Below are 19,315 nucleotides of genomic sequence, written 5' to 3' on the forward strand. Positions count from 1 at the left end.
GATATCGCGGGGACCGCTCAGCCTTTGGACTGCTGCACGCGGCCGAGGATTCCATTCAGGAAGCTGCCGGAGTCGTCGGTGCTGAGCAGTTTGGCCGCGTCGACAGCCTCATTGATCGCCACGCCGTCGGGAACGTCGTCGTTGAAGAGGACCTCCCAGATGCCGATGCGCAGGAGTGCCCTGTCGATGATCGGCATACGCGCGAGCGTCCAGCCCTGAGCGTAGGTCTCGATGAGTTCGTCGATCTCGTCACCGTGATCGACGACACCGTCGATGATCTCACGGGCGTAGAGCCACGATGCTTCGCGAGCGGGTTCGCTCAGTGCCCGGGTGGCCTCGGCGGCGAGGGCCTCGTTGATCGAGATCTGCCGCACATCGGCGACGTACAGCACGTCGAGGGCGCGCTTGCGAGCTTTGGTGCGTGCACTCATTGCGTTTTACCGCCCCGAGGTCAGTCGTTCACGCGGCCGAGGTAATCCCCCGTGCGCGTGTCGACCTTGACTCGAGTGCCCTGCTCGAGGAAGAGCGGAACCTGGATCTGGTAGCCGGTCTCGACGGTGGCGGGCTTGGTGCCACCCGTGGAGCGGTCGCCCTGCAGGCCCGGCTCCGTGTAGGTGATCTCGAGCGTCACACTCGCGGGAAGTTCGACGTAGAGCGGCAGCCCCTCGTTGAGGGCGACCGTCACGGCCTGGTTCTCGAGCATGAAGTTGGCAGCATCGCCGACGACGGCCTCGGTCACGGTGAGCTGGTCGTAGTCGGCCGTGTCCATAAAGACGAAGTCGTTGCCGTCTTTGTAGAGGTACTGGAAGTCGCGACGGTCGACGTTGGCCGTCTCGATCTTCGCGCCTGCGTTGAACGTCTTGTCGACGACCTTGCCGGTGAGCACGTTCTTCATCTTGGTGCGCACGAATGCGCCGCCCTTGCCAGGCTTGACGTGCTGGAAGTCGATGACCGCCCAGAGCTGGCCGTCGATCTTGAGGACGGCGCCGTTTCTGATGTCGCTGGTTGAAGCCATGGAAAAACTGTTCCGTTCGAGTGAAGAATTATGCGGGCGCGAAAAATGGCCCTCAGCGAGTGTACCGTCTGACGGCCGGCGGCCTAGTTGAGACCGATGACGGCCCTCAGCGCCAGCCGGTATGAATCGAACCCGAAGCCTGCGATCACTCCGGTCGCAATGCCGGAGATGACGCTTGTGTGGCGGAAGGTCTCGCGGGCATGAGGGTTCGAGATATGCACCTCGACCAGAGGGATGCCCGCTTTGGTCACCAGTGCCGCGGCGTCGCGCAGTCCGTAGCTGTAGTGGGTGAAGGCCGCCGGGTTGAGAATCACCGGTGTCGAGGAATCGACGGCCTCGTGCAGCCAGTGGATGAGCTCCGCTTCGTCATCGGTTTGACGCAGGTCGATGGTTGCGCGATCTGCAGCATCGGCGACGAGCACGGAGCGAAGGGCGTCGAGATCCTGAGATCCATAGACGTCGGGTTCTCGGCTGCCGAGCCTGGAGAGGTTTGGTCCGTTCAGCACGAGCACAGTGGTCATGACGCCTAACTCTAGCGACGAGTGGACAGCCGCGCTTTCATCATGCGTAGGCCGTCGTTGTGCACAAGGTAGATGGCGAAGACGTCGACTGCCTCATCCTGAGCAGCGGCGTGCAGGCCATCGGCCCAGAGCTCGTCGAACCCGTGAGGAGTCTCGTCTCCGGGTCGCTCGAGTGCGAAGAGGATGCTGCCGCCCGGTCCATACTCGTCGAGCACCTGTCCGAGACTCGAGACGATCGAGCGCAACTCCTCTTCTGACGGACTGACCGGTATGCCGTCAATCGGAATGACGATGGGCAACGGGCTGCCGTCAGGTGCCAGGAGGAACGCCCAGAGCTGGCGTCGAAGGGCAGGGCCGAGCAGGTTCGAGAGAAGCTCTCTGGCATCGGCGTCGGTGGAGATGATCGTGTCTGGGCCGGGAGTCGATGAGGCGAAGGTCGTCATGCAGACACCCTCGTGCGTTTCAGGGGGCGACGTGTGGACTTGTCCCCAGAACGTCGCTCCCCTCCTGCACAGCCTCTGTCAGGAACCGATCTCCTGGTAGGCCGCGAAGAGAAGCGACGTCTCCGGGCCGGCGAGAACCGACGGCTTCGCGAGGTCGTCGAGAACGATGAAACGGAGCATTCCCGCGCGTGCCTTCTTGTCGCGCTGCATGGTCGCCAGCAGGGTCTGCCACCGACCGACCGGGTAGCTGACGGGCAGAGTCAGCGAGGTCAGGATGCGTCGATGACGTTCGACGACCTCGTCCGACAGCGATCCGGTGAGTCGCCCCAGCTCCGCGGCGAAGACCATGCCTACGGAAATCGCGGCGCCGTGCCTCCATTGATAGCGCTCTGCGTGTTCTATCGCGTGCCCCAGAGTGTGGCCGTAGTTCAGAACCTCACGGAGACCCTGCTCGGTGAAGTCCTCGCCCACGACACGGGCCTTCATCGCGATCGAGAGCTCGACGACCCGCCTGAACTCGGGAGTCGACGGATCCGTGGCGCGGTCGACGTCGGCCTCGACGATGTCGAGGATCTCCGGCTCCGAGATGAATCCGGCCTTCACGATCTCGGCGAAGCCGGCGAGAATCTCGTTTCGTGGAAGGGTGTCGAACGTGTCTAGATCGCCGACGACGGCGCTCGGTGCATAGAACGTGCCGACGAGGTTCTTGCCCTCGGCCGTGTTGATTCCGTTCTTTCCGCCGACAGCGGCGTCGACGAGGCCGAGAACGGAGGTCGGCACCTGCACCAGACGCACACCGCGCAGCCAGGTAGCGGCAACGAATCCAGCGAGATCAGTGATCGCTCCCCCGCCGAAGCCGATGACGGCGTCGGATCTCGTGAAGTCCGACTGGCCCATGACCTGCCAACAGAACGCCGCGACCTCCACGCGCTTCGCCTGTTCGGCATCCGGAACCTCGGCGAGAAGCACCTCGTAACGACCGAGCAGGCTCTCTCTCATCGCGGCGGCCTTCGCCGCGAGCGTGGGAGCGTGCACGATCAGAACCTTGCGTACGCCCTGGCCGAGGAACTCGGAGAGATCGTCGACGAGCCCCCGCCCGATCACAACGTCGTATGGGTCGGTTCCCGAGACGGGGATCCGGGTGACGGGTGTGCTGTCTGTCATAGCGTGTCTTTCTGGGGTCGGCGTGCACGCGCCCACTGAGCGATCTCGGTCGCGATGACCTCCGTGGGGCGGTGCGACGTGTCGATGGAGAAGTCCGCGAGGGATTCGTAGAGCTCTCGGCGTGAATCGACGAGAGCCTGCCACGACTCGATCGATGAGATGAGGGGACGCTTGCCGTTTGCCAGTCGACCAGCGACGGCCGAGGGGTCGACGGTCAGCAGGACTACCGGCAGCGATGCGATATCGCTCTGGGTCCGCGGGTCGAGGACCGCTCCCCCGCCGAAGGCGACCACGCCTGTTCCTGTCAGCGCATGCTCGACGGCGACGCGCTCGAGCGTTCTGAAGTGGGCTTCTCCGTGGGTGGCGAACAGATCGGAAATCGGACCGTGCTGTCGCACGATCTCGGTGTCGGTGTCGACGAACGGCACGCCCAGCGTGCGGGCGAGCTTCTTGCCGATCCGCGACTTTCCGGCGGCCGGCGCGCCGATCAGCACGAGGAGCATGGTTGAGCTGGCCTTAGTCGGTGCCGTCGATGCCGGCGGATGCGAGACGCTCGGGGATGTGCGCCAGGTACGACTCGAGGTTCCGCTTGGTTTCGGACACCGAGTCTCCACCGAACTTCTCGAGCACGGAGTTTGCGAGAACGAGCGCCACCATGGCCTCGGCGACGACGCCGGCCGCGGGAACCGCACAGACGTCGGAACGTTGGTGATGGGCTGCCGCAGCCTCGCCTGTGGCGACGTCGACGGTGCGGAGGGCGTGGGGAATCGTCGCGATCGGCTTCATTCCCGCGCGTACGCGGAGGACTGTTCCTGTGCTCATTCCTCCTTCGGTGCCGCCGGCCTTGTCGCTGAGACGTGCGATCCGGCCGTCCGACTGCACGAGTTCGTCGTGGGCGTCCGATCCTCGTCGCGTCGTGGTGAGGAACCCATCGCCGACCTCGACGCCCTTGATGGCTTGAATGCCCATCAGCGCGGCAGCCAACGCCGAGTCGAGACGCCTGTCCCAATGCACGTAGGACCCGAGACCGGATGGAACGCCGTAGGCCAGCACCTCGACGACGCCACCGAGGGTGTCACCGTCTTTGTGCGCCGCATCGACCTCTGCCACCATCAACGCGCTGGTCGTCTCGTCGAAGCAGCGAAGAGGATCGGCGTCGAGTGCGGCGACATCGCGTGGCAGGGGCAGCGGGCTCGCCTCGGGAACGCGCACGGGGCCGATCGACAGTGTGTGACTGACCAGAGAGATTCCGAGTTCCGAGAGAAAGCTCCTCGCCACCGCGCCCAGGGCAACTCGTGCTGCCGTCTCACGCGCGCTCGCACGCTCGAGAACGGGCCGGGCCTCGTCGAATCCATACTTCTGCATGCCCACCAGATCGGCGTGGCCGGGGCGTGGACGCGTCAGCGGCGCTCCGCGACCGCGACCCGCCTGCTCGGCATCGACCGGCTCGGGGCTCATGACCTCGACCCACTTCGGCCACTCGGTGTTGCCGATGCGGATCGCGACAGGGCTGCCGAGCGAGAATCCGTGCCGGACACCGGCGGAGATCGTGAGTTCGTCTTGTTCGAACTTCATGCGGGCGCCACGACCGTAGCCGAGCTTGCGGCGCGCGAGGTCGGCGCGGATGTCGTCCATCAGCACGGGAACACCCGCGGGCAGCCCCTCGATGGTGGCGATGAGTTCGGGGCCGTGCGATTCTCCGGCGGTGATCCAACGAAGCATATAAAGCGATTCCTTCAGGCGGCAGGACGGTCGCCGGCGGCCGGTGACCGGCTGGCAGACGTGTCGGCGTGTGGACAGCCGACGTTCGATCCTCCCATAGATCGCCTTCGGCCTTCGGCGGAAGCTATCGCGCCCGCGGCACGTCGGGGTCTGAGACAGACGACTCCATGGCTGCCAGCACGGTTGACTCATCGGGCAGAGGCAGGGCCGGGTCTGCGTTCACGAAGATGCGGATCTGGAGAAGCGCCTGGTGGATGAGCATACGCAGGCCCGATACGACCGTGCGATCGGACGCTGTCCAGATCGTGCCGAGCGCGCTGGGCCACGGGTGATACGCCACGTCGAGCAGGTCGGATCGGGCGGGAAGCGTGCTGGCGCGGAGCAGCACGGCGGGCTCAGCGGTGCCTGGCAGCGTCGAGATCACCAGCGAAGCGTCGATGACATCGAACGACGAGGCGGTGAGCGGAAGAATCGCGACCGATGTGCCCGCGGTGTGCGCGATCTGTCGGAGTCCTTCGGCCTTCTCCGGACTTCGCGCGAGAATGGTCACGTGCTCGGCCCCGAGCTGAGCCGCGGCCACGATGGCGGATGCGGCTGTCGCCCCTGCGCCGAGAATGGCGACGTGACGAGCGGTCGAGATCGATTTTTCGGCGAGCGCGCGCACGATGCCGCCGACGTCGGTGTTGAAACCGTCGAGTCGTCGTTCTCCTCCGGCGCGACTGAAAAGCACCGTGTTCGTCGATCCGGTGAGAACACTCAACTCGTCGCGGTGATCGAGCAGGGGTCCGATGCTGTGCTTCAGCGGCATCGTCAGCGACAGTCCGAGCCACTCGTCACTCCGCTCCTCCACGAACGGGGCCAGGTCGTTTTCGGAAACGTCGACGGCGTCGTAACGCCAGTCGAGCCCGAGTACGGCGTAGGCGGCATCGTGCAGGCGTGGCGAAAGGGAATGCGCGATCGGCGAGCCGAGAACGGCCAGGCGCCTCGTCGATGCAGCGGGCATGCTCGAGTGGGTCATCGTCTTCTAGTGGTTGGCCTGATACTGCTGGACGGCTTCATCGTGCTCCTCTTGGGTGACAGAGAAGATCGTTTCTCCGGTGTCGAGATTCACGGTCACGAAGTAGAGCCATTCTCCGTCGGCCGGGTGCAGAGCCGCATCGATGGCGTCGTCGCCCGGGTTCGAGATCGGGCCGACCGGCAGACCTGGATTCGCATACGTGTTGTAGGGGTTCGACGCGTCTTCTCGTTCCGCCTCTGTCGTGTCGACTTCCCCGCCGCCGGCGCCATAACGAACGGTGGCGTCCGATTGAAGATTCATGCCCTGGGCGATGCGATTCTGAAACACCCGCGACACCTTGTACATGTCGTCCTTGCTTCCGGACTCGCTCTGAATGAGTCCTGCGAGGGTCAGCACGTGAAAGCGCTGATCGACGGGAACGCCCGCGGCGTCGAGGGCCTGATAGGTGCGATCAACCATCGTCTTGAGCATCTCGGCGGCGGTCTGCCCAGGCTGGAACTCGTAGGTTGCGGGAAACAGGAACCCCTCGATGCTCGGCGCCTCGGCGGGCACACCAAGCGATACGAAGTCCGCTCCTGCGGCTTTGAAGTCGTCGAACGATATCCCGGTCACATCGGCGAGCGACTGGTAGATGCCCGACGCCGTCTTCCCCTCAGGGATCGTCACGGTGTAGTCGACCTTGTTCGCCGGGTCGAGCAGTGCAGCGAGCGCTGACTTGGAGCTCATCTTCTGGGCGAGTTTGAACGTGCCGGTCTGGAAGACGGGCTGCGGATCCTCTTTGAGCAGCAGCGAATAGAAGGTGTCGGAACTCTTGACGACGCCGGCCTCCTGCAGTTTCACACCGATGGCATCGCCGAACTCGCCGTCGGCGATCTTCACCATGACTTCGCCCGAGCCGTCGCCGCTGTAGTCGTCGGTAGATTGCGGTGTCAGCATGGCGGTGATCTGGGGCTCGAACGTCGAATAGACGAAGGCGCCGCCGCCGCCGATGAGGCCGAGAATGATGACAGTCACGATCACGCCGGTCAGCACACGCCGCCGCCGCGGAGGCTTCGTCGAGTGCTGAACCGTGCCGTGCGTCTCGCGCCGCTCTCTGCGTGACCGCGGCTGGGCCGCGGGCTTCGGCGTCGAAGCGGGCTCGCGCAGGAACTCGGAGAACGGGTGGTCTTCTGGTGGCTGACGGTCAGTCACGGTAAATCCCCCTGTGGATCGGGTCCCAACTCGGATGCGGCGATCCCGGGCGGGTTTCCCGTGGACGCCTCCGAATCGAGGGCATGCTGCAAAAGTATAACCGCGGCGATCTGGTCGATCACGGGGCGCGAGCCTTTCACAGCACGGCCGGAGGTGTGCAGTGCCGCCTGCGCTGACACCGTCGTGAGCCTCTCATCGATCATTCGCACGGGCCTGCCCGTTGCCGCGGCGATTCTGCCCGCAAACGCGATCGCATCGTCTGTCGAGGGCGTTGTGCCTCCCGACAGAGACAGCGGAAGGCCGACGACGATCTCGGCACAGTCGAGCTCGTCGCACAGAACCGTCAGCCGGTCGATGTCTGCTGTACCCTCGCCGGCAGACCGTGCGACCGTCTCGAGCGGTGTCGCCAGCATTCCGTGGAAATCGCTGCGCGCGACGCCGATACGGGCCTTGCCCACGTCGACGCCGAGGCGCACGCCCGACCTCACTCGGTCAGCCCTGAACCGTCTGCGACACCGCCGTGAGGGCGCTGTCGATGGCCGCCGCGTTCGTGCCGCCACCCTGCGCCAGGTCATCTTTTCCGCCGCCGCCGCCGCCGAGAATGGATGCGGCCTGCTTGGCGAGAACCCCGGCCCGATGGCCGAGGGCGCGAGCCGCGTCATTCGTCGCGACGATGACGACAGGCTTCTCGGCGACGACTGCGGCGAGTGCCACGACAGCCGGAGCAGATCCGAGCCGCTCTCGGACCCCGGTGACCAGGGCCCGCAGATCATCAGATGAGGAGAGTGCCCCCGCGTCAGCGGCAACGAGGCGGAGCTCGCCGACTGTGCGCGCGGTCTCGACCAGCGACGGAACCCGGGCGCTCAGCGCGCTCGCCTCGTAGGCGGCGAGCTTCTTTTCGGCTGCCTTGAGGTTCGCGACGAGATCCTGGATGCGTGCGGGCACGTCTTCGCGCGGAGCCTTGAGAGTGGTCGCCAATTGCGTCACAATGCTGCGCTCGGCCGCGAACTGACGGAATGCCTCGATTCCGACCAGCGACTCCACTCGGCGGTTGGTCGAGCCGATTGACGATTCACCAAGGATGTTGATCATGCCGATCTCGGAACTGTGCCTCACGTGCGTTCCAGCACAGAGTTCACGCGACCATGGGCCGCCGATGTCGACGACGCGCACGACGTCGCCGTACTTCTCGCCGAACAGAGCCATGGCTCCGAGCGCCTTGGCCTCGTCGAGGGGAAGCTCTCGGGTGACCACCTCGAGGTCGCTGCGGATCGCGAGATTCGAGATCTCTTCGATCTCGGAGCGCGTCTCCACCGAGAGAGGCTGGTTCCACGAGAAGTCGAGACGAAGATAGCCGGCCTTGTTGTACGAGCCCGACTGGTGAGCCTGCGGCCCGAGAGTCTGTCGGAGTGCCGCGTGCACGAGGTGTGTGCCCGAGTGCGCCTGGGTGGCGCCGCGGCGCCATTCGGGGTCTACCACGGTGGTCGCCGCGTCGTCGACCGAGACCTGGCCGCTCGAGACGTGCACCCGGTGGCTGATAAGCCCCTTGACGGGCTTCTGCACGTCGAGCACCTCGAGCTCAAAGCCGTCGCCTCGAATAATTCCGGAGTCTGCTTCTTGTCCACCCGACTCGGCGTACAGAGTCGTTTCCGCGAGGATGACCTCCAGGGTCTCGCCGGCGACGGCGCTCGTCACCGACTGTCCGTCGATGATGAGACCGAGGATCTTCGATTCGGTGACGAGCTCGTCGTAGCCGAGGAAAGTGGTCTCGCCTATGGCACGGAACTGGCTGTAGACGCCCAGGTCGGTGATGCCGAGCTTCTTCGCCTTCGAGTCGGCCTTCGCGCGCTGCTTCTGCTCGCTCATCAGCGACTCGAACGCCACGCGGTCGACGGCGAGTCCGGCCTCCTCGGCCATCTCCATGGTCAGGTCGATCGGGAATCCGTAGGTGTCATGAAGCTGGAAGGCCGTGTCGCCTGCGAGCGTCTTCGCGCCCTTGTCCTTCGCGGAGTTCACCGCGAGGTCGAGGATGTTGATTCCGCCGCTGAGGGTGCGCAGAAACGACTCCTCCTCTGCATACGCGGTGCGCGAGATGCGGTCGAAGTCGGTCTCCACCTCGGGGTAGGCAGCCTTCATGGCGTCGCGGGATGCCGGGAAGAGGTCGGGAAAGACGGCCGTGTCCACACCGAGGAGACGCATGGAGCGCACCGAGCGGCGCAGCAGACGACGCAGGATGTATCCCCCGCCCTCGTTCGATGGCGTCACGCCATCGGACATCAGCATCAACGCGCTTCGAACGTGGTCGGCGACCACGCGCATCCGAATGTCGTCTTCGTGATCGGCGCCGTAGCGGCGGCCTGAGATCAGCGACGCCGTGTCGAGCACGGGTCGCACCTGGTCGATCTCGTAGAGGTTCTCGACGCCCTGCTTGAGGAACGCGACACGCTCGAGGCCCATGCCCGTGTCGATATTGCGGCTGGGCAGATCGCCGAGAATCTCGAAGTCGTTCTTGCCGGTGCCCTCGCCGCGCAGGTACTGCATAAAGACGAGATTCCAGATCTCGATGTAGCGGTCGTCATCGGCCGCCGGTCCGCCTTCGCGTCCGTAGGCGGGGCCGCGATCGAAGAAGATCTCCGAGCAGGGACCGGCGGGACCGGGCTGGCCGGTGGACCAGTAGTTCGAGTCCATGCCGAGTCGCTGGATGCGTTCGTCGGGCAGGCCCGCCGTCTTCTTCCAGTAATCGATGGCCTCGTCGTCGTCTTCGTAGACGGTGACCCAGAGATCTTTTTCTTCGAAGCCGAGACCTCCGTCGGCCTCCGGCGTCACGAGCAGCTCCCACGCGTAGCGGATCGCCTGCTCCTTGAAGTAGTCGCCGAACGAGAAGTTGCCGTTCATCTGGAAGAACGTGCCGTGGCGAGTGGTCTTGCCGACCTCTTCGATGTCGAGGGTGCGGATGCACTTTTGCACGCTCGTCGCCCGCGGGTACGGCGGCGGCACCAACCCCGTGAGATACGGAATGAACGGCACCATGCCCGCGACAGTGAAGAGCAGGGTCGGGTCGTCGCTGACGAGCGATGCGCTCGGAACAACCGTGTGTCCCTTGTCGGCGAAGAAGGTGAGCCAGCGTTGGCGGATATCGGCGGTGTTCATGAGGTCCGTTGCATTCGGCGCGTCGGACTGCGATCGATCGCAGCCCACGACGCGAAGGTGAAAAGTGTTATCGGCCGTTCGAGGTGAGGGCGTCGCCGGTGTCGGAGAGCACGGCGCGGAGCTCGGACTCCCGCTCGCGGTATCCGTCGACGATGGACTCGGTGAACCCCTTGGTGCGCTTGTCGAGATCGGAGAAGAACTTCTTGCCCTCAGCGGTCTGGTTCACCTGGTGGGCGACAACGAACCCGACGGCGATTCCGAGAACGAGCCACAGGATTTTCTTCATTGTTCTCTCCTCGAGACGCGAATGGGGTTGGATGAGGTCAAGTTTAGTCGGCGCGTACGGCGAGGGCCGTTGCCCGCCTGGACACGTCATCGTCGAGCCGTCGTCGCCACACGGCGTCGAGCGTGGAGTCGTCGGTCTCGTCGTCGAGAATCGTCAGCCACGCCGACAGCTCGGCGTCGAGCCACTCGAATTGACGAACGGATGCCGCCAGCACGTCGCGAGGAGCGGCGTAGCTCTCCCACGATACGGCGATGCGGTTCAGCACCACGTAGATCCACACCTGGTCGAGCACGGCGTCGTCCGGGTCGCCGCCTGCGCTCTCGGTGAGGACACCCTCGAGCGCGCCGATGTCGTCACGCAGCGCGGCAACCCGCGCGGCGGAATCGAGGCGCGCGTCGCTGGAACCCGCCTTGCCTGCGGCGACGATACTGCATGCTTCGTCGCCATCCACGAGATCACGACGCAGGCCTTGCAGAAGCTCCGGCAGCGTGAGGCGCAGCCCATCCGGAATGTCGTAGCGGGTGACGGGATGCCGACCGCCGGGATTGCCGAAGACCATTCCGACTTGCATAGCCGCGATCGACGGCGCCCCTGCGTCGCTGAACGGAGCGTCGACGACGGTCGGAACGGGACCGGTCTCGGCAGGAGTGCCCTGGGCTCCCACGCGCCCGAATATGTAGTCGGCCTGGGGGTTCACCCCCACATCCGGGTCGGAGGAGGCATCGGTATAGCGGATGTAGCGCACCGTGGAGCGCACGATGAAGAACAGGCCTACGGCGAATCCGATGGCGAGAACGATCAGAAAGAACTCCACGGGCCGACTACTTCGACCGGCGCCGGCGCGACGACGGCTCCTTGGGGCCCCGGAAGCTCAGAATGCCCGCCCTCACGGCGGCACTGAATCCCGCGATCTTGATCAAGGGTCCGCCGACCGACGCGGCGAAGAGTGCGACCAGGCTGGTGACGTTTCCGGTCACCTCGGCCACGTTCTTCGTGATCGTGTCCACGCGGGCGATCTGCTTGTTCGCCTCCTGAATCGTCACTGTCGATTCCTCGAGGATGGGGGTGACATTGTCACTCAGCTCTTTGATCGCGGCACGCGTCTCGTCAAAGACGCCGCCCAGCTTGATGAGCGGCAGCGCGAGGAACGCCACGAGTATCGCGAAGACTCCGGCCGCGATGAGCCCGGCGATATCTCCACCTGACATGAGTGAGCTCCTTAGCAGATGCCGGCCATGGGCATCCATCGCAATGAAAAAGGGCGGGGCACCGAACAATCGGTGACCCGCCCTCAGCGTACCCAATGGGCACGCGATGAATCAGCGTGCGGCGTAGTACTCGACGACGAGCTGCACTTCGCAGGTCACGGGGACCTCTGCGCGCAGCGGGCGACGGAGCAGGCGGGCCTGCAGCTTGTCGATCTCGACCTCGAGGTAACCCGGAACCTTGGGGAGCACGTCGAGGTGTCCGCCGGCGGCGGCGACCTGGAACGGCTCGGTTCCCTCGCTCTTGGGCTTGACGTGGATGAGCTGTCCCGGCTTCACACGGAAGGAGGGACGGTCGACGAGCTGGCCGTCGACGAGGATGTGACGGTGCACGACGAGCTGGCGAGCCTGCGCGGTGGTGCGGGCCAGACCCGAACGCACGACGAGGGCGTCGAGACGCATCTCGAGGAGCTCGACGAGGTTCTCACCGGTCAGGCCCTTGGCGCGACGAGCCTCTTCGAAGATGATCTTCAGCTGAGCTTCACGGATTCCGTACTGGGCGCGCAGACGCTGCTTCTCCCGCAGACGCACGGCGTAGTCGGAGTCGGTCTTGCGCTTGGTGCGGCCGTGCTCACCCGGAGCGTAGGGACGCTTCTCGAGGTACCGGGCGGCCTTCGGGGTCAGGGCGATGCCGAGGGCTCGCGAGAGGCGGGTCTTGCTGCGTGTACGTGACTTGGTAGACATGTACATCCTTTCAGTGAATCGTCGTGCTGGATGAGGCGCGAACAGAGTGTCTGCACGCGCGGAGAACTCACCGCGATCTGAGACTCGACCCGTGAAGATCAGCCTCGTCGGCGGAGGAAAATGAGGGGATTGTGCCAAGGTCGGTTCGGCTACAGAACACGACCGTCTTCACTGAATGGATTCGCAGCCGCACGAAAGCCACCCGGAACAGGCGTATCGACACTACCACAGTCGCTCATGGTCTTGCAGATACAGGGAACAAAGAGGGGCCGCCTTTCTATTGGCCTCGGATGATCTGCCTGATCTTGGCCAATCGTGCCGACACGTCTCGCTCGTTGCCATGCTCTGTGGGCCGGTAGTACTCGGTGCGGCCCAGTTCCTCCGGTAGGTATTGCTGGGTGAGCACTCCCCTGTCGTCATCGTGCGGATATCTATAGCCCTTGCCGTGGCCCAGCCTTTTCGCGCCCGGGTAGTGCGCGTCGCGAAGATGCTTCGGCACGCGTCCGAACTTTCCGGCCCTGATGTCGCCGATGGCCTGGTCGATCGCCAGATACGACGCGTTCGATTTTGGTGCGGTGGCCAGATAGACGGTGGCCTCCGCCAGGGGAATGCGGCCCTCGGGCATGCCGATGAACTGAACGGCGTCGGCCGCTGCCACTGCCACGACGAGCGCCTGGGGGTCTGCCATGCCGATGTCTTCAGAGGCAGAGACGATGAGTCGGCGACATATAAAGCGCGGATCTTCGCCGGCCTCGATCATGCGGGCGAGATAGTGCACCGATGCATCGACGTCTGACCCGCGGATCGATTTGATGAAGGCGCTGATGACGTCGTAGTGCTCGTCGCCATTGCGGTCGTAGCGAAGAAGGGCGCGGTCGACGGCCTGCGCGACGGTCTCTTCGGTGATGAGTGGAGGTTCGTCGGAAGTTTTAGAACCTGAAGTTTTAGAACCTGATGACGCGAGGATCGAGCCAGCGGAGGCCTCGAGTGCCGTGAGCGCACGACGCGCGTCGCCGGATGCGAGACGCACGATGGCCGAGCGCGCGTCGGGATCGAGACGGACGCGGCCGGCGAGACCGCGGGCATCCGAAACGGCACGATCGACAACGACGCCGAGATCGTCGTCGCTGAGCTGCTCGAGGGTAAGGAGCAGCGACCGGGAGAGGAGCGGCGAGATGACGGAGAACGACGGATTCTCTGTTGTCGCTGCGACCAGAATGACCCACCCGTTCTCGACTCCAGGAAGAAGGGCGTCTTGCTGGGCCTTCGTGAAACGGTGGATCTCGTCGAGGAACAGCACTGTCGACAGCCCGTAGAGATCGCGGCTGCGGAACGCCTCCTCCATGACCTGCCGCACATCTTTGACTCCGGCGGTCACCGCCGACAGTTCGACGAACTTGCGCCCGGAACTGTGCGCGATCGCCTGGGCGAGCGTGGTCTTGCCGGTGCCCGGAGGCCCCCAAAGGATGACGGAGACCGAGCCCTGCGTTCCCTCGGTGTCTGACGCGAGGTTCACGAGGGGCGATCCCGGGCGCAACAGATGCTTCTGCCCGGCCACCTCGTCGAGCGAGCGGGGGCGCATGCGCACGGCGAGGGGAACCGATCCGCTATGCAGACCGGGCTGAGAGGTGACCATCGATCAAGGCTACCGGCAGCATCCGACACCGGTCTCGGAACGCCGGGTTGGGAACGATGCCCTGTGGCCCGTAAAGTTCAGGAGGGATTCACGCGTGCGATGAGATCCCGTCGAACCCATAAACGAGTGTTCGCCCGATCTGTCGGGTGATGGAGGATCCGTGGCACCGAGGAATCAGGACAGAGAAGCTCGCGCTGCGCGCCAGCGTCTGCGCGACTACCAGGCGCGGCAGACGATGCACGCCTCGAAGATCGCCCGACGCCGTCGCGACAACGTGGTGGCCGTGCTCGTGGCCATCGTCGTCATCGCCGCTGCCGTCGTCGTGCAGGTCTTCTACTTCTCCGGCGGTCCGGGAACGCCCACACCGTCGCCCAGCTCGACCGCGGCATCCACCGACACGCCCGCACCGACATCGACGCCGAACTCGGCCGACGTGCCCGACCCCGCCGTCGCCGAGGGCCGTGCATGGACCGGAGAGATGACCGTGAACGACATCCCTCTGGGGATCTCCCTCGACGGCGCCGCGGCTCCCCAGGGCGTGGCCAACTTCGTGACCCTGGCCCAGAAGGGCTTCTACAACGGTCTCACCTGCCACAGACTCACCACCTCCCCCGGCTTCGGCGTGCTCCAGTGCGGCGATCCGAACGGCGACGGTTCGGGTGGCCCCGGCTACAGCTTCGGTCCCATCGAGAACGCGCCGGAGGGCGACGTGTACCCGGCCGGAACCATCGCGATGGCACGCCAGGGCGGCAACGGTTCCAGTATGGGAAGCCAGTTCTTCATTGTCTACGAAGACACCACGATCCCGTCGGATGCCGCGGGCGGCTACACGGTGCTCGGAAAGGTCACGAGCGGGCTCGATGCGCTGAAGGCCGGGGTCGTCGACTCGGGCACGGCCGACGGTTCGGCCGACGGCAAGCCGGCGATTCCCGTTACCATCGGCTCTATCGCGGTTCAGTAACCTCCTGCCCCCGTGCAATAGGGTTGAATAGCGCATTCCGAACAACGTCGACAGGGTGAATTTCGTGACCAGTAGTGCTGAGCATCCATTTGGACGCGTAGATGAGACCGGAACGGTCTATCTTCGCGAGGCGTCCGGCGAGCGTGTAATCGGGCAGTATCCCGATGGCACGGCCGAGGAGGCCCTCGGGTACTTCGAACGCAAGTACAACGATCTGGCCGGCCAGGTGACGCTGCTCGAGCAGCGCGCCAAGCGGGGTGCGTCGGCTGCCGATATCGGCAAGGCCGTCAAGGCTCTCAGCGAGGCCGTGTCGAGCGCGAACGCCCTTGGCAACCTCGAGGCTCTCTCGACTCGTCTCGCAGCCCTTACCGAGACGCTCGGCGCCCTGAACGAGCAGCAATCGGCCGAAGCCAAGGCCCAGTTGGCCGAAGCCATCGAGTACCGCACCGCGATCGTCACCGAGATCGAAGCTCTGGCCGCCGAAGATCCGGCCAAGGCTCAGTGGAAGCAGGTGACCGGCACGCTCGAATCGTTGTTCGCCCGCTGGCAGAAGCATCAGCAGGAGGGCCCACGTCTTCCCCGCGCCGAGGCCAACGAACTGTGGAAGCGATTCCGCGACGCGCGCACGATCATCGAACAGCACCGCAAGGCGTTCTTCTCCGAGCTAGACAACGCCCACCGTGATGCGCGCACCAAGAAGCAGCAGCTCGTCGCCGCGGCCGAGGCCCTGGCAGAGAAGGGGGCAGACGGCGTCAACGCCTATCGCGACCTCCTCGACGAATGGAAGAAGGCCGGCCGGGCGGGCAAGCGCTACGACGACTCCCTGTGGGAGAAGTTCAAGGCTGCGGGCGATGTGCTCTACGGCGCACGCAGCGAGATCGTCGCAAAAGACGACGAGGAGTTCGCCGGAAACCTGCAGCTGAAGCTCGCACTTCTGACCGAGGCGGAGCCTCTGCTGGCCGAGACCGACCGCACGCGCGCCAAGGAACTTCTCACGGGCATCCAACGCCGGTGGGACGAGATCGGCAAGGTGCCCCGCGATCAGGTGAAGCCAATCGAGGATCGTCTTCGCAAGGTCGAGGCGGCGGTGCGCAAGCTCGACGAGGACTTCTGGCAGCGCAACAACCCAGAGAAGAAGGCACGAGCCGAAGGCCTTGCCGGCCAGCTGCACGATGCCATCGAGAAGCTCGAAGGAGAGATCGCTGCGGCAACAGCGGCTGGAGACACCCGCAAGGCGAAAGAACTGCAGGAGTCTCTCGACGCCCGCAAGGTCTGGCTCGACGCGCTGGGCTAACACGCCGCCCGGTCTCGAGTTCTCCACAGATCTGCCGCGGGACTGCTTGTGCGGTCGTGCGGTCGTCACACTGGGCGTATGACGCGCCTCGAATCCGTTCTCACCGAAGACGACTTGCCGTTGAGCGAATTGTGGGCGGCCTGTCGCGACGGAGAACTGGTGCCGCTGTCGTCGTCGGCGTTCGCCTTCGCCGATGTGCCGCAGACTCCCGCTGTTCGGGCGCTCGCCGTCCATCCGGTCATGGCTCGTCGCACCATCATCGAACGTCACAGCGCAGCGTGGGTGCACGGGGCGCTGTCCACGCCTCCTCGCGTGCACACGATCGCCGTGCGATACGCCAACAGGTCGAGTGCCTCCCGCCACCTCGCCGTGGTGCGCGAGGTTGCGCTGAGACCAGGCGACACGATGATGATCGACGGCATCGAGATAACCACTCCCCTGCGAACTGCCGTCGACCTCGCTCGCGATCGAGCATTCGAGGCCTCGAGAGACTCCCCCGTGATCGCGAAGCTCTTAGCCTCGTCAGGCCTGCCCGAGTGCCGGTCCTACCTCGACACCGTACGCAATCTGCCCCATAAGGCGCGCGCCCTTCATCGCATCACCGATGCCTTGCTCATCGAGGCGATGGCACGGTGAAGCAAGACAACCCGCAAGACGGCCTGATCAGCCGTCGCTGACCCGGTACACGTCGTATACGGCGTCGATGCGGCGCACGGCATTGAGCACACGATCGAGGTGTGTGGTGTCACCCATCTCGAAGACGAATCGGCTGATGGCGAGACGGTCGCTCGATGTGTTGACTGTGGCCGAGAGAATGTTCACGTGGTGCTCGGACAGCACGCGAGTCACATCGGAGAGCAGCCCTGAGCGGTCGAGCGCCTCGACCTGGATCTGCACGAGGAAAAGACTCTTCGACGACGGGGCCCACTCCACGTCGATCATGCGCTCAGGCTCGTTGAGCAGCGAAGCGACGTTGTGGCAGTCGGCCTGATGCACCGACACACCGGATCCGCGGGTGACGAAGCCCACGATCTTGTCGCCGGGCACTGGAGTGCAGCACTTCGCCAGCTTCACCAGAATGTCGGGGGCACCCCTGACGAGCACACCGGAGTCGCTCAGCTTGCTTCTACGACGTCCGTGCACCACGACGTCGAGATCGGAATCCTCGCTGATGGCCTCATTCTGCAGGCCGGCAAGCACCTTCTCGATCACGGACTGGGTGGACACATGGCCTTCGCCGACGGCCGCGTAGAGTCCCGACACACTGTCGTATCTCATTTGAGAGGCGACTTCGGCGAAGGAATCCTGGCTCATAAGCTTCTGCAAGGGCAGGTTCTGCTTACGCATGGCACGAGCGATGGCATCTTTGCCCTGCTCGATCGCCTCGTCGCGTCGCTCCTTTGTGAACCACTGTCGGATCTTGTTGCGGGCACGAGGGCTCTGCACAAAGGCGAGCCAGTCCTGGCTGGGCCCGGAGTCGGGATTCTTCGAGGTGAAGACCTCGACGGAGTCACCGCTGTTGAGTGTCGACTCGAGCGGAACGAGGCGGCCGTTGACCTTGGCACCCATTGTGCGGTGCCCCACCTCAGTGTGAACCGCATACGCGAAGTCAACCGGTGTCGCGCCCGCGGGAAGGCCGATGACCTTGCCCTTCGGCGTGAAGACGTAGACCTCCTTGGCGCCGATCTCGAAGCGCAGCGAGTCGAGGAACTCCCCCGGGTCGACCGTCTCTGCTTGCCAGTCTGAAATGCGGGCGAGCCACGCCATGTCGTTGTCGGCGGTCTGGTCGACCTGAGCTGTGCGCCCGCCGTTCATCCGCTCCTTGTACTTCCAGTGGGCCGCGACACCGTACTCGGCCTGACGGTGCATCTCGTGCGTGCGGATCTGGATCTCGACGGCGCGCCCGTCGGGCCCGATGACCGTCGTGTGGAGCGACTGGTAGAGGTTGAATTTCGGCGTCGCGATGTAGTCCTTGAAGCGCCCGGGAATAGGATTCCACCGAGCGTGGATAGAACCGAGGACGGCATAGCAGTCGCGAAGCGAGTTCACGAGAACCCTGATTCCGACGAGGTCGTAGATCTCATCGAAATCGCGACCGCGCAGAATCATCTTCTGATAGATCGAGTAGTACTGCTTCGGGCGGCCGACAACCTTTCCCCGGATCTTCGAGCTCTTGAGGTCGTCGTTGACAGAGTCGATGACCTGCTGAACGTAGGCCTCACGCTGAGGTGTGCGCTGGCGCACGAGGTTCTCGATCTCGACGTAGAGCTTGGGATACAGCACGGCGAAACTCAGGTCTTCGAGCTCCCACTTGATGGTCTGGATTCCCAGTCGGTGGGCCAGGGGCGCGTAGATCTCGAGCGTCTCTTTGGCTTTGCGCTCAGCGGATGCCGCGGGCACGAATCCCCACGTGCGTGCGTTGTGCAGACGGTCGGCGAGCTTGATGATCAGAACGCGGATGTCTCGCGACATCGCGACGATCATCTTGCGCACCGTCTCGGCCTGCGCGCTGTCGCCGTACTTGACCTTGTCGAGCTTGGTCACGCCGTCGACGAGCATGGCGACCTCATCGCCGAAGTCGACGCGCAGCTGATCGAGCGAGTACTCCGTGTCTTCGACGGTGTCATGAAGCAGTGCTGCGGCCACGGTCTTCGATCCGATGCCGAGGTCTGCCAGAATCTGCGCGACGGCGACAGGGTGCGTGATGTACGGCTCGCCGCTACGCCGCTTCTGACCGTCGTGCGCTTTCTCTGCGACGGCGTACGCCCGCTCGATGACAGTGAGATCGGCCTTGGGATGATTCAGGCGCACCGTGCGGATCAGCGCATCGACGGCACCCGTCGGCTGGGCTCGCGAGAAGATGCGGGGAACGAGACGGCGCAGGCTCGCATTCGACGTCGTTGTGCTGTCCGTCATAGTGGGGCCTCCACTGTCAATTATCCCCCGTGCCAGACCCTGTCGAGAA

Annotated in this window: 20 protein-coding genes; 3 read left to right on the plus strand and 17 right to left on the minus strand. The window is 64.6% G+C overall.

The window, feature by feature from the left end; all coding sequences use genetic code 11:
* Positions 1–17 precede the first annotated feature (17 nt).
* The 16 genes from nusB to TZ00_RS00235 form a co-directional block, all read right to left on the minus strand.
* Positions 18–431, minus strand: coding sequence for a transcription antitermination factor NusB (gene nusB, locus TZ00_RS00160; protein WP_044438391.1), 414 nt, complete (start codon positions 429–431; stop codon positions 18–20).
* 20 nt (positions 432–451) lie between these two features.
* Positions 452–1,015, minus strand: coding sequence for an elongation factor P (gene efp, locus TZ00_RS00165; protein ID WP_044438393.1), 564 nt, complete (start codon positions 1,013–1,015; stop codon positions 452–454).
* 83 nt (positions 1,016–1,098) lie between these two features.
* Positions 1,099–1,536: a type II 3-dehydroquinate dehydratase gene (locus TZ00_RS00170; RefSeq protein ID WP_044438394.1), complete on the minus strand. Its 438-nt coding sequence runs from the start codon at positions 1,534–1,536 to the stop codon at positions 1,099–1,101.
* Between the two features lie 11 nt (positions 1,537–1,547).
* Positions 1,548–1,979: a hypothetical protein gene (locus TZ00_RS00175; protein WP_044438395.1), complete on the minus strand. Its 432-nt coding sequence runs from the start codon at positions 1,977–1,979 to the stop codon at positions 1,548–1,550.
* Between the two features lie 78 nt (positions 1,980–2,057).
* A complete protein-coding gene (aroB, locus tag TZ00_RS00180) occupies positions 2,058–3,143 on the minus strand; it encodes a 3-dehydroquinate synthase (RefSeq protein ID WP_044438397.1) in 1,086 nt (361 codons plus the stop codon).
* On the minus strand, positions 3,140–3,646 hold the full coding sequence (locus tag TZ00_RS00185; RefSeq protein ID WP_044438398.1) for a shikimate kinase: 507 nt from the start codon (positions 3,644–3,646) through the stop codon (positions 3,140–3,142). Before TZ00_RS00185 ends, aroB begins: the two co-directional genes overlap by 4 nt.
* A 13-nt stretch (positions 3,647–3,659) precedes the next feature.
* The gene (gene aroC, locus TZ00_RS00190; RefSeq protein WP_044438400.1) at positions 3,660–4,865 is read right to left on the minus strand and encodes a chorismate synthase; all 1,206 of its coding nucleotides are present in this window, start codon (positions 4,863–4,865) and stop codon (positions 3,660–3,662) included.
* 124 nt (positions 4,866–4,989) lie between these two features.
* Positions 4,990–5,883, minus strand: a complete 894-nt coding sequence (locus TZ00_RS00195) for a shikimate dehydrogenase (RefSeq protein ID WP_238579522.1) — start codon at positions 5,881–5,883, stop codon at positions 4,990–4,992.
* Between the two features lie 6 nt (positions 5,884–5,889).
* Positions 5,890–7,074: an endolytic transglycosylase MltG gene (gene mltG / locus TZ00_RS00200; protein ID WP_238579523.1), complete on the minus strand. Its 1,185-nt coding sequence runs from the start codon at positions 7,072–7,074 to the stop codon at positions 5,890–5,892.
* Positions 7,071–7,562 (minus strand): Holliday junction resolvase RuvX, encoded by a 492-nt coding sequence (gene ruvX, locus TZ00_RS00205; RefSeq protein WP_174436050.1) that lies wholly within the window; start codon positions 7,560–7,562, stop codon positions 7,071–7,073. The genes mltG and ruvX overlap by 4 nt, the downstream gene beginning before the upstream one ends.
* Positions 7,563–7,566: 4 nt before the next feature.
* A complete protein-coding gene (alaS, locus tag TZ00_RS00210; protein ID WP_044439193.1) occupies positions 7,567–10,224 on the minus strand; it encodes an alanine--tRNA ligase in 2,658 nt (885 codons plus the stop codon).
* Between the two features lie 67 nt (positions 10,225–10,291).
* Positions 10,292–10,510, minus strand: a complete 219-nt coding sequence (locus TZ00_RS00215; RefSeq protein ID WP_044438403.1) for a hypothetical protein — start codon at positions 10,508–10,510, stop codon at positions 10,292–10,294.
* Between the two features lie 43 nt (positions 10,511–10,553).
* A complete protein-coding gene (locus tag TZ00_RS00220; RefSeq protein WP_044438405.1) occupies positions 10,554–11,324 on the minus strand; it encodes a hypothetical protein in 771 nt (256 codons plus the stop codon).
* Positions 11,325–11,331: 7 nt separating this feature from the next.
* Positions 11,332–11,718 carry a DUF948 domain-containing protein gene (locus TZ00_RS00225; RefSeq protein WP_044438406.1) on the minus strand — a complete coding sequence of 129 codons (387 nt, stop codon included), beginning with the start codon at positions 11,716–11,718 and terminating at the stop codon, positions 11,332–11,334.
* 111 nt (positions 11,719–11,829) lie between these two features.
* Positions 11,830–12,459, minus strand: a complete 630-nt coding sequence (gene rpsD, locus TZ00_RS00230; protein WP_044439195.1) for a 30S ribosomal protein S4 — start codon at positions 12,457–12,459, stop codon at positions 11,830–11,832.
* Positions 12,460–12,736: 277 nt separating this feature from the next.
* The gene (locus TZ00_RS00235) at positions 12,737–14,095 is read right to left on the minus strand and encodes a replication-associated recombination protein A (RefSeq protein ID WP_084605823.1); all 1,359 of its coding nucleotides are present in this window, start codon (positions 14,093–14,095) and stop codon (positions 12,737–12,739) included.
* A gap of 160 nt (positions 14,096–14,255) precedes the next feature.
* Between TZ00_RS00235 and TZ00_RS00240 the strand changes: the two genes are divergently transcribed.
* From TZ00_RS00240 to TZ00_RS00250, 3 genes are all read left to right on the plus strand, one after another.
* Positions 14,256–15,056 carry a peptidylprolyl isomerase gene (locus TZ00_RS00240; RefSeq protein WP_044438407.1) on the plus strand — a complete coding sequence of 267 codons (801 nt, stop codon included), beginning with the start codon at positions 14,256–14,258 and terminating at the stop codon, positions 15,054–15,056.
* A gap of 64 nt (positions 15,057–15,120) precedes the next feature.
* Positions 15,121–16,350 carry a DUF349 domain-containing protein gene (locus TZ00_RS00245; RefSeq protein WP_044439199.1) on the plus strand — a complete coding sequence of 410 codons (1,230 nt, stop codon included), beginning with the start codon at positions 15,121–15,123 and terminating at the stop codon, positions 16,348–16,350.
* 78 nt (positions 16,351–16,428) lie between these two features.
* Entirely contained in the window at positions 16,429–16,986 is a 558-nt protein-coding gene (locus TZ00_RS00250; protein ID WP_052521168.1) for a type IV toxin-antitoxin system AbiEi family antitoxin, read from the plus strand.
* A gap of 27 nt (positions 16,987–17,013) precedes the next feature.
* On the opposite strand, the gene TZ00_RS00255 is transcribed toward TZ00_RS00250, so the two are convergent.
* Positions 17,014–19,266, minus strand: a complete 2,253-nt coding sequence (locus tag TZ00_RS00255; protein ID WP_044438409.1) for a RelA/SpoT family protein — start codon at positions 19,264–19,266, stop codon at positions 17,014–17,016.
* Positions 19,267–19,315 lie beyond the last annotated feature (49 nt).

Origin of the sequence: Agreia bicolorata (genome assembly GCF_000938265.1) — a bacterium.
Lineage (GTDB): Bacteria > Actinomycetota > Actinomycetes > Actinomycetales > Microbacteriaceae > Agreia > Agreia bicolorata.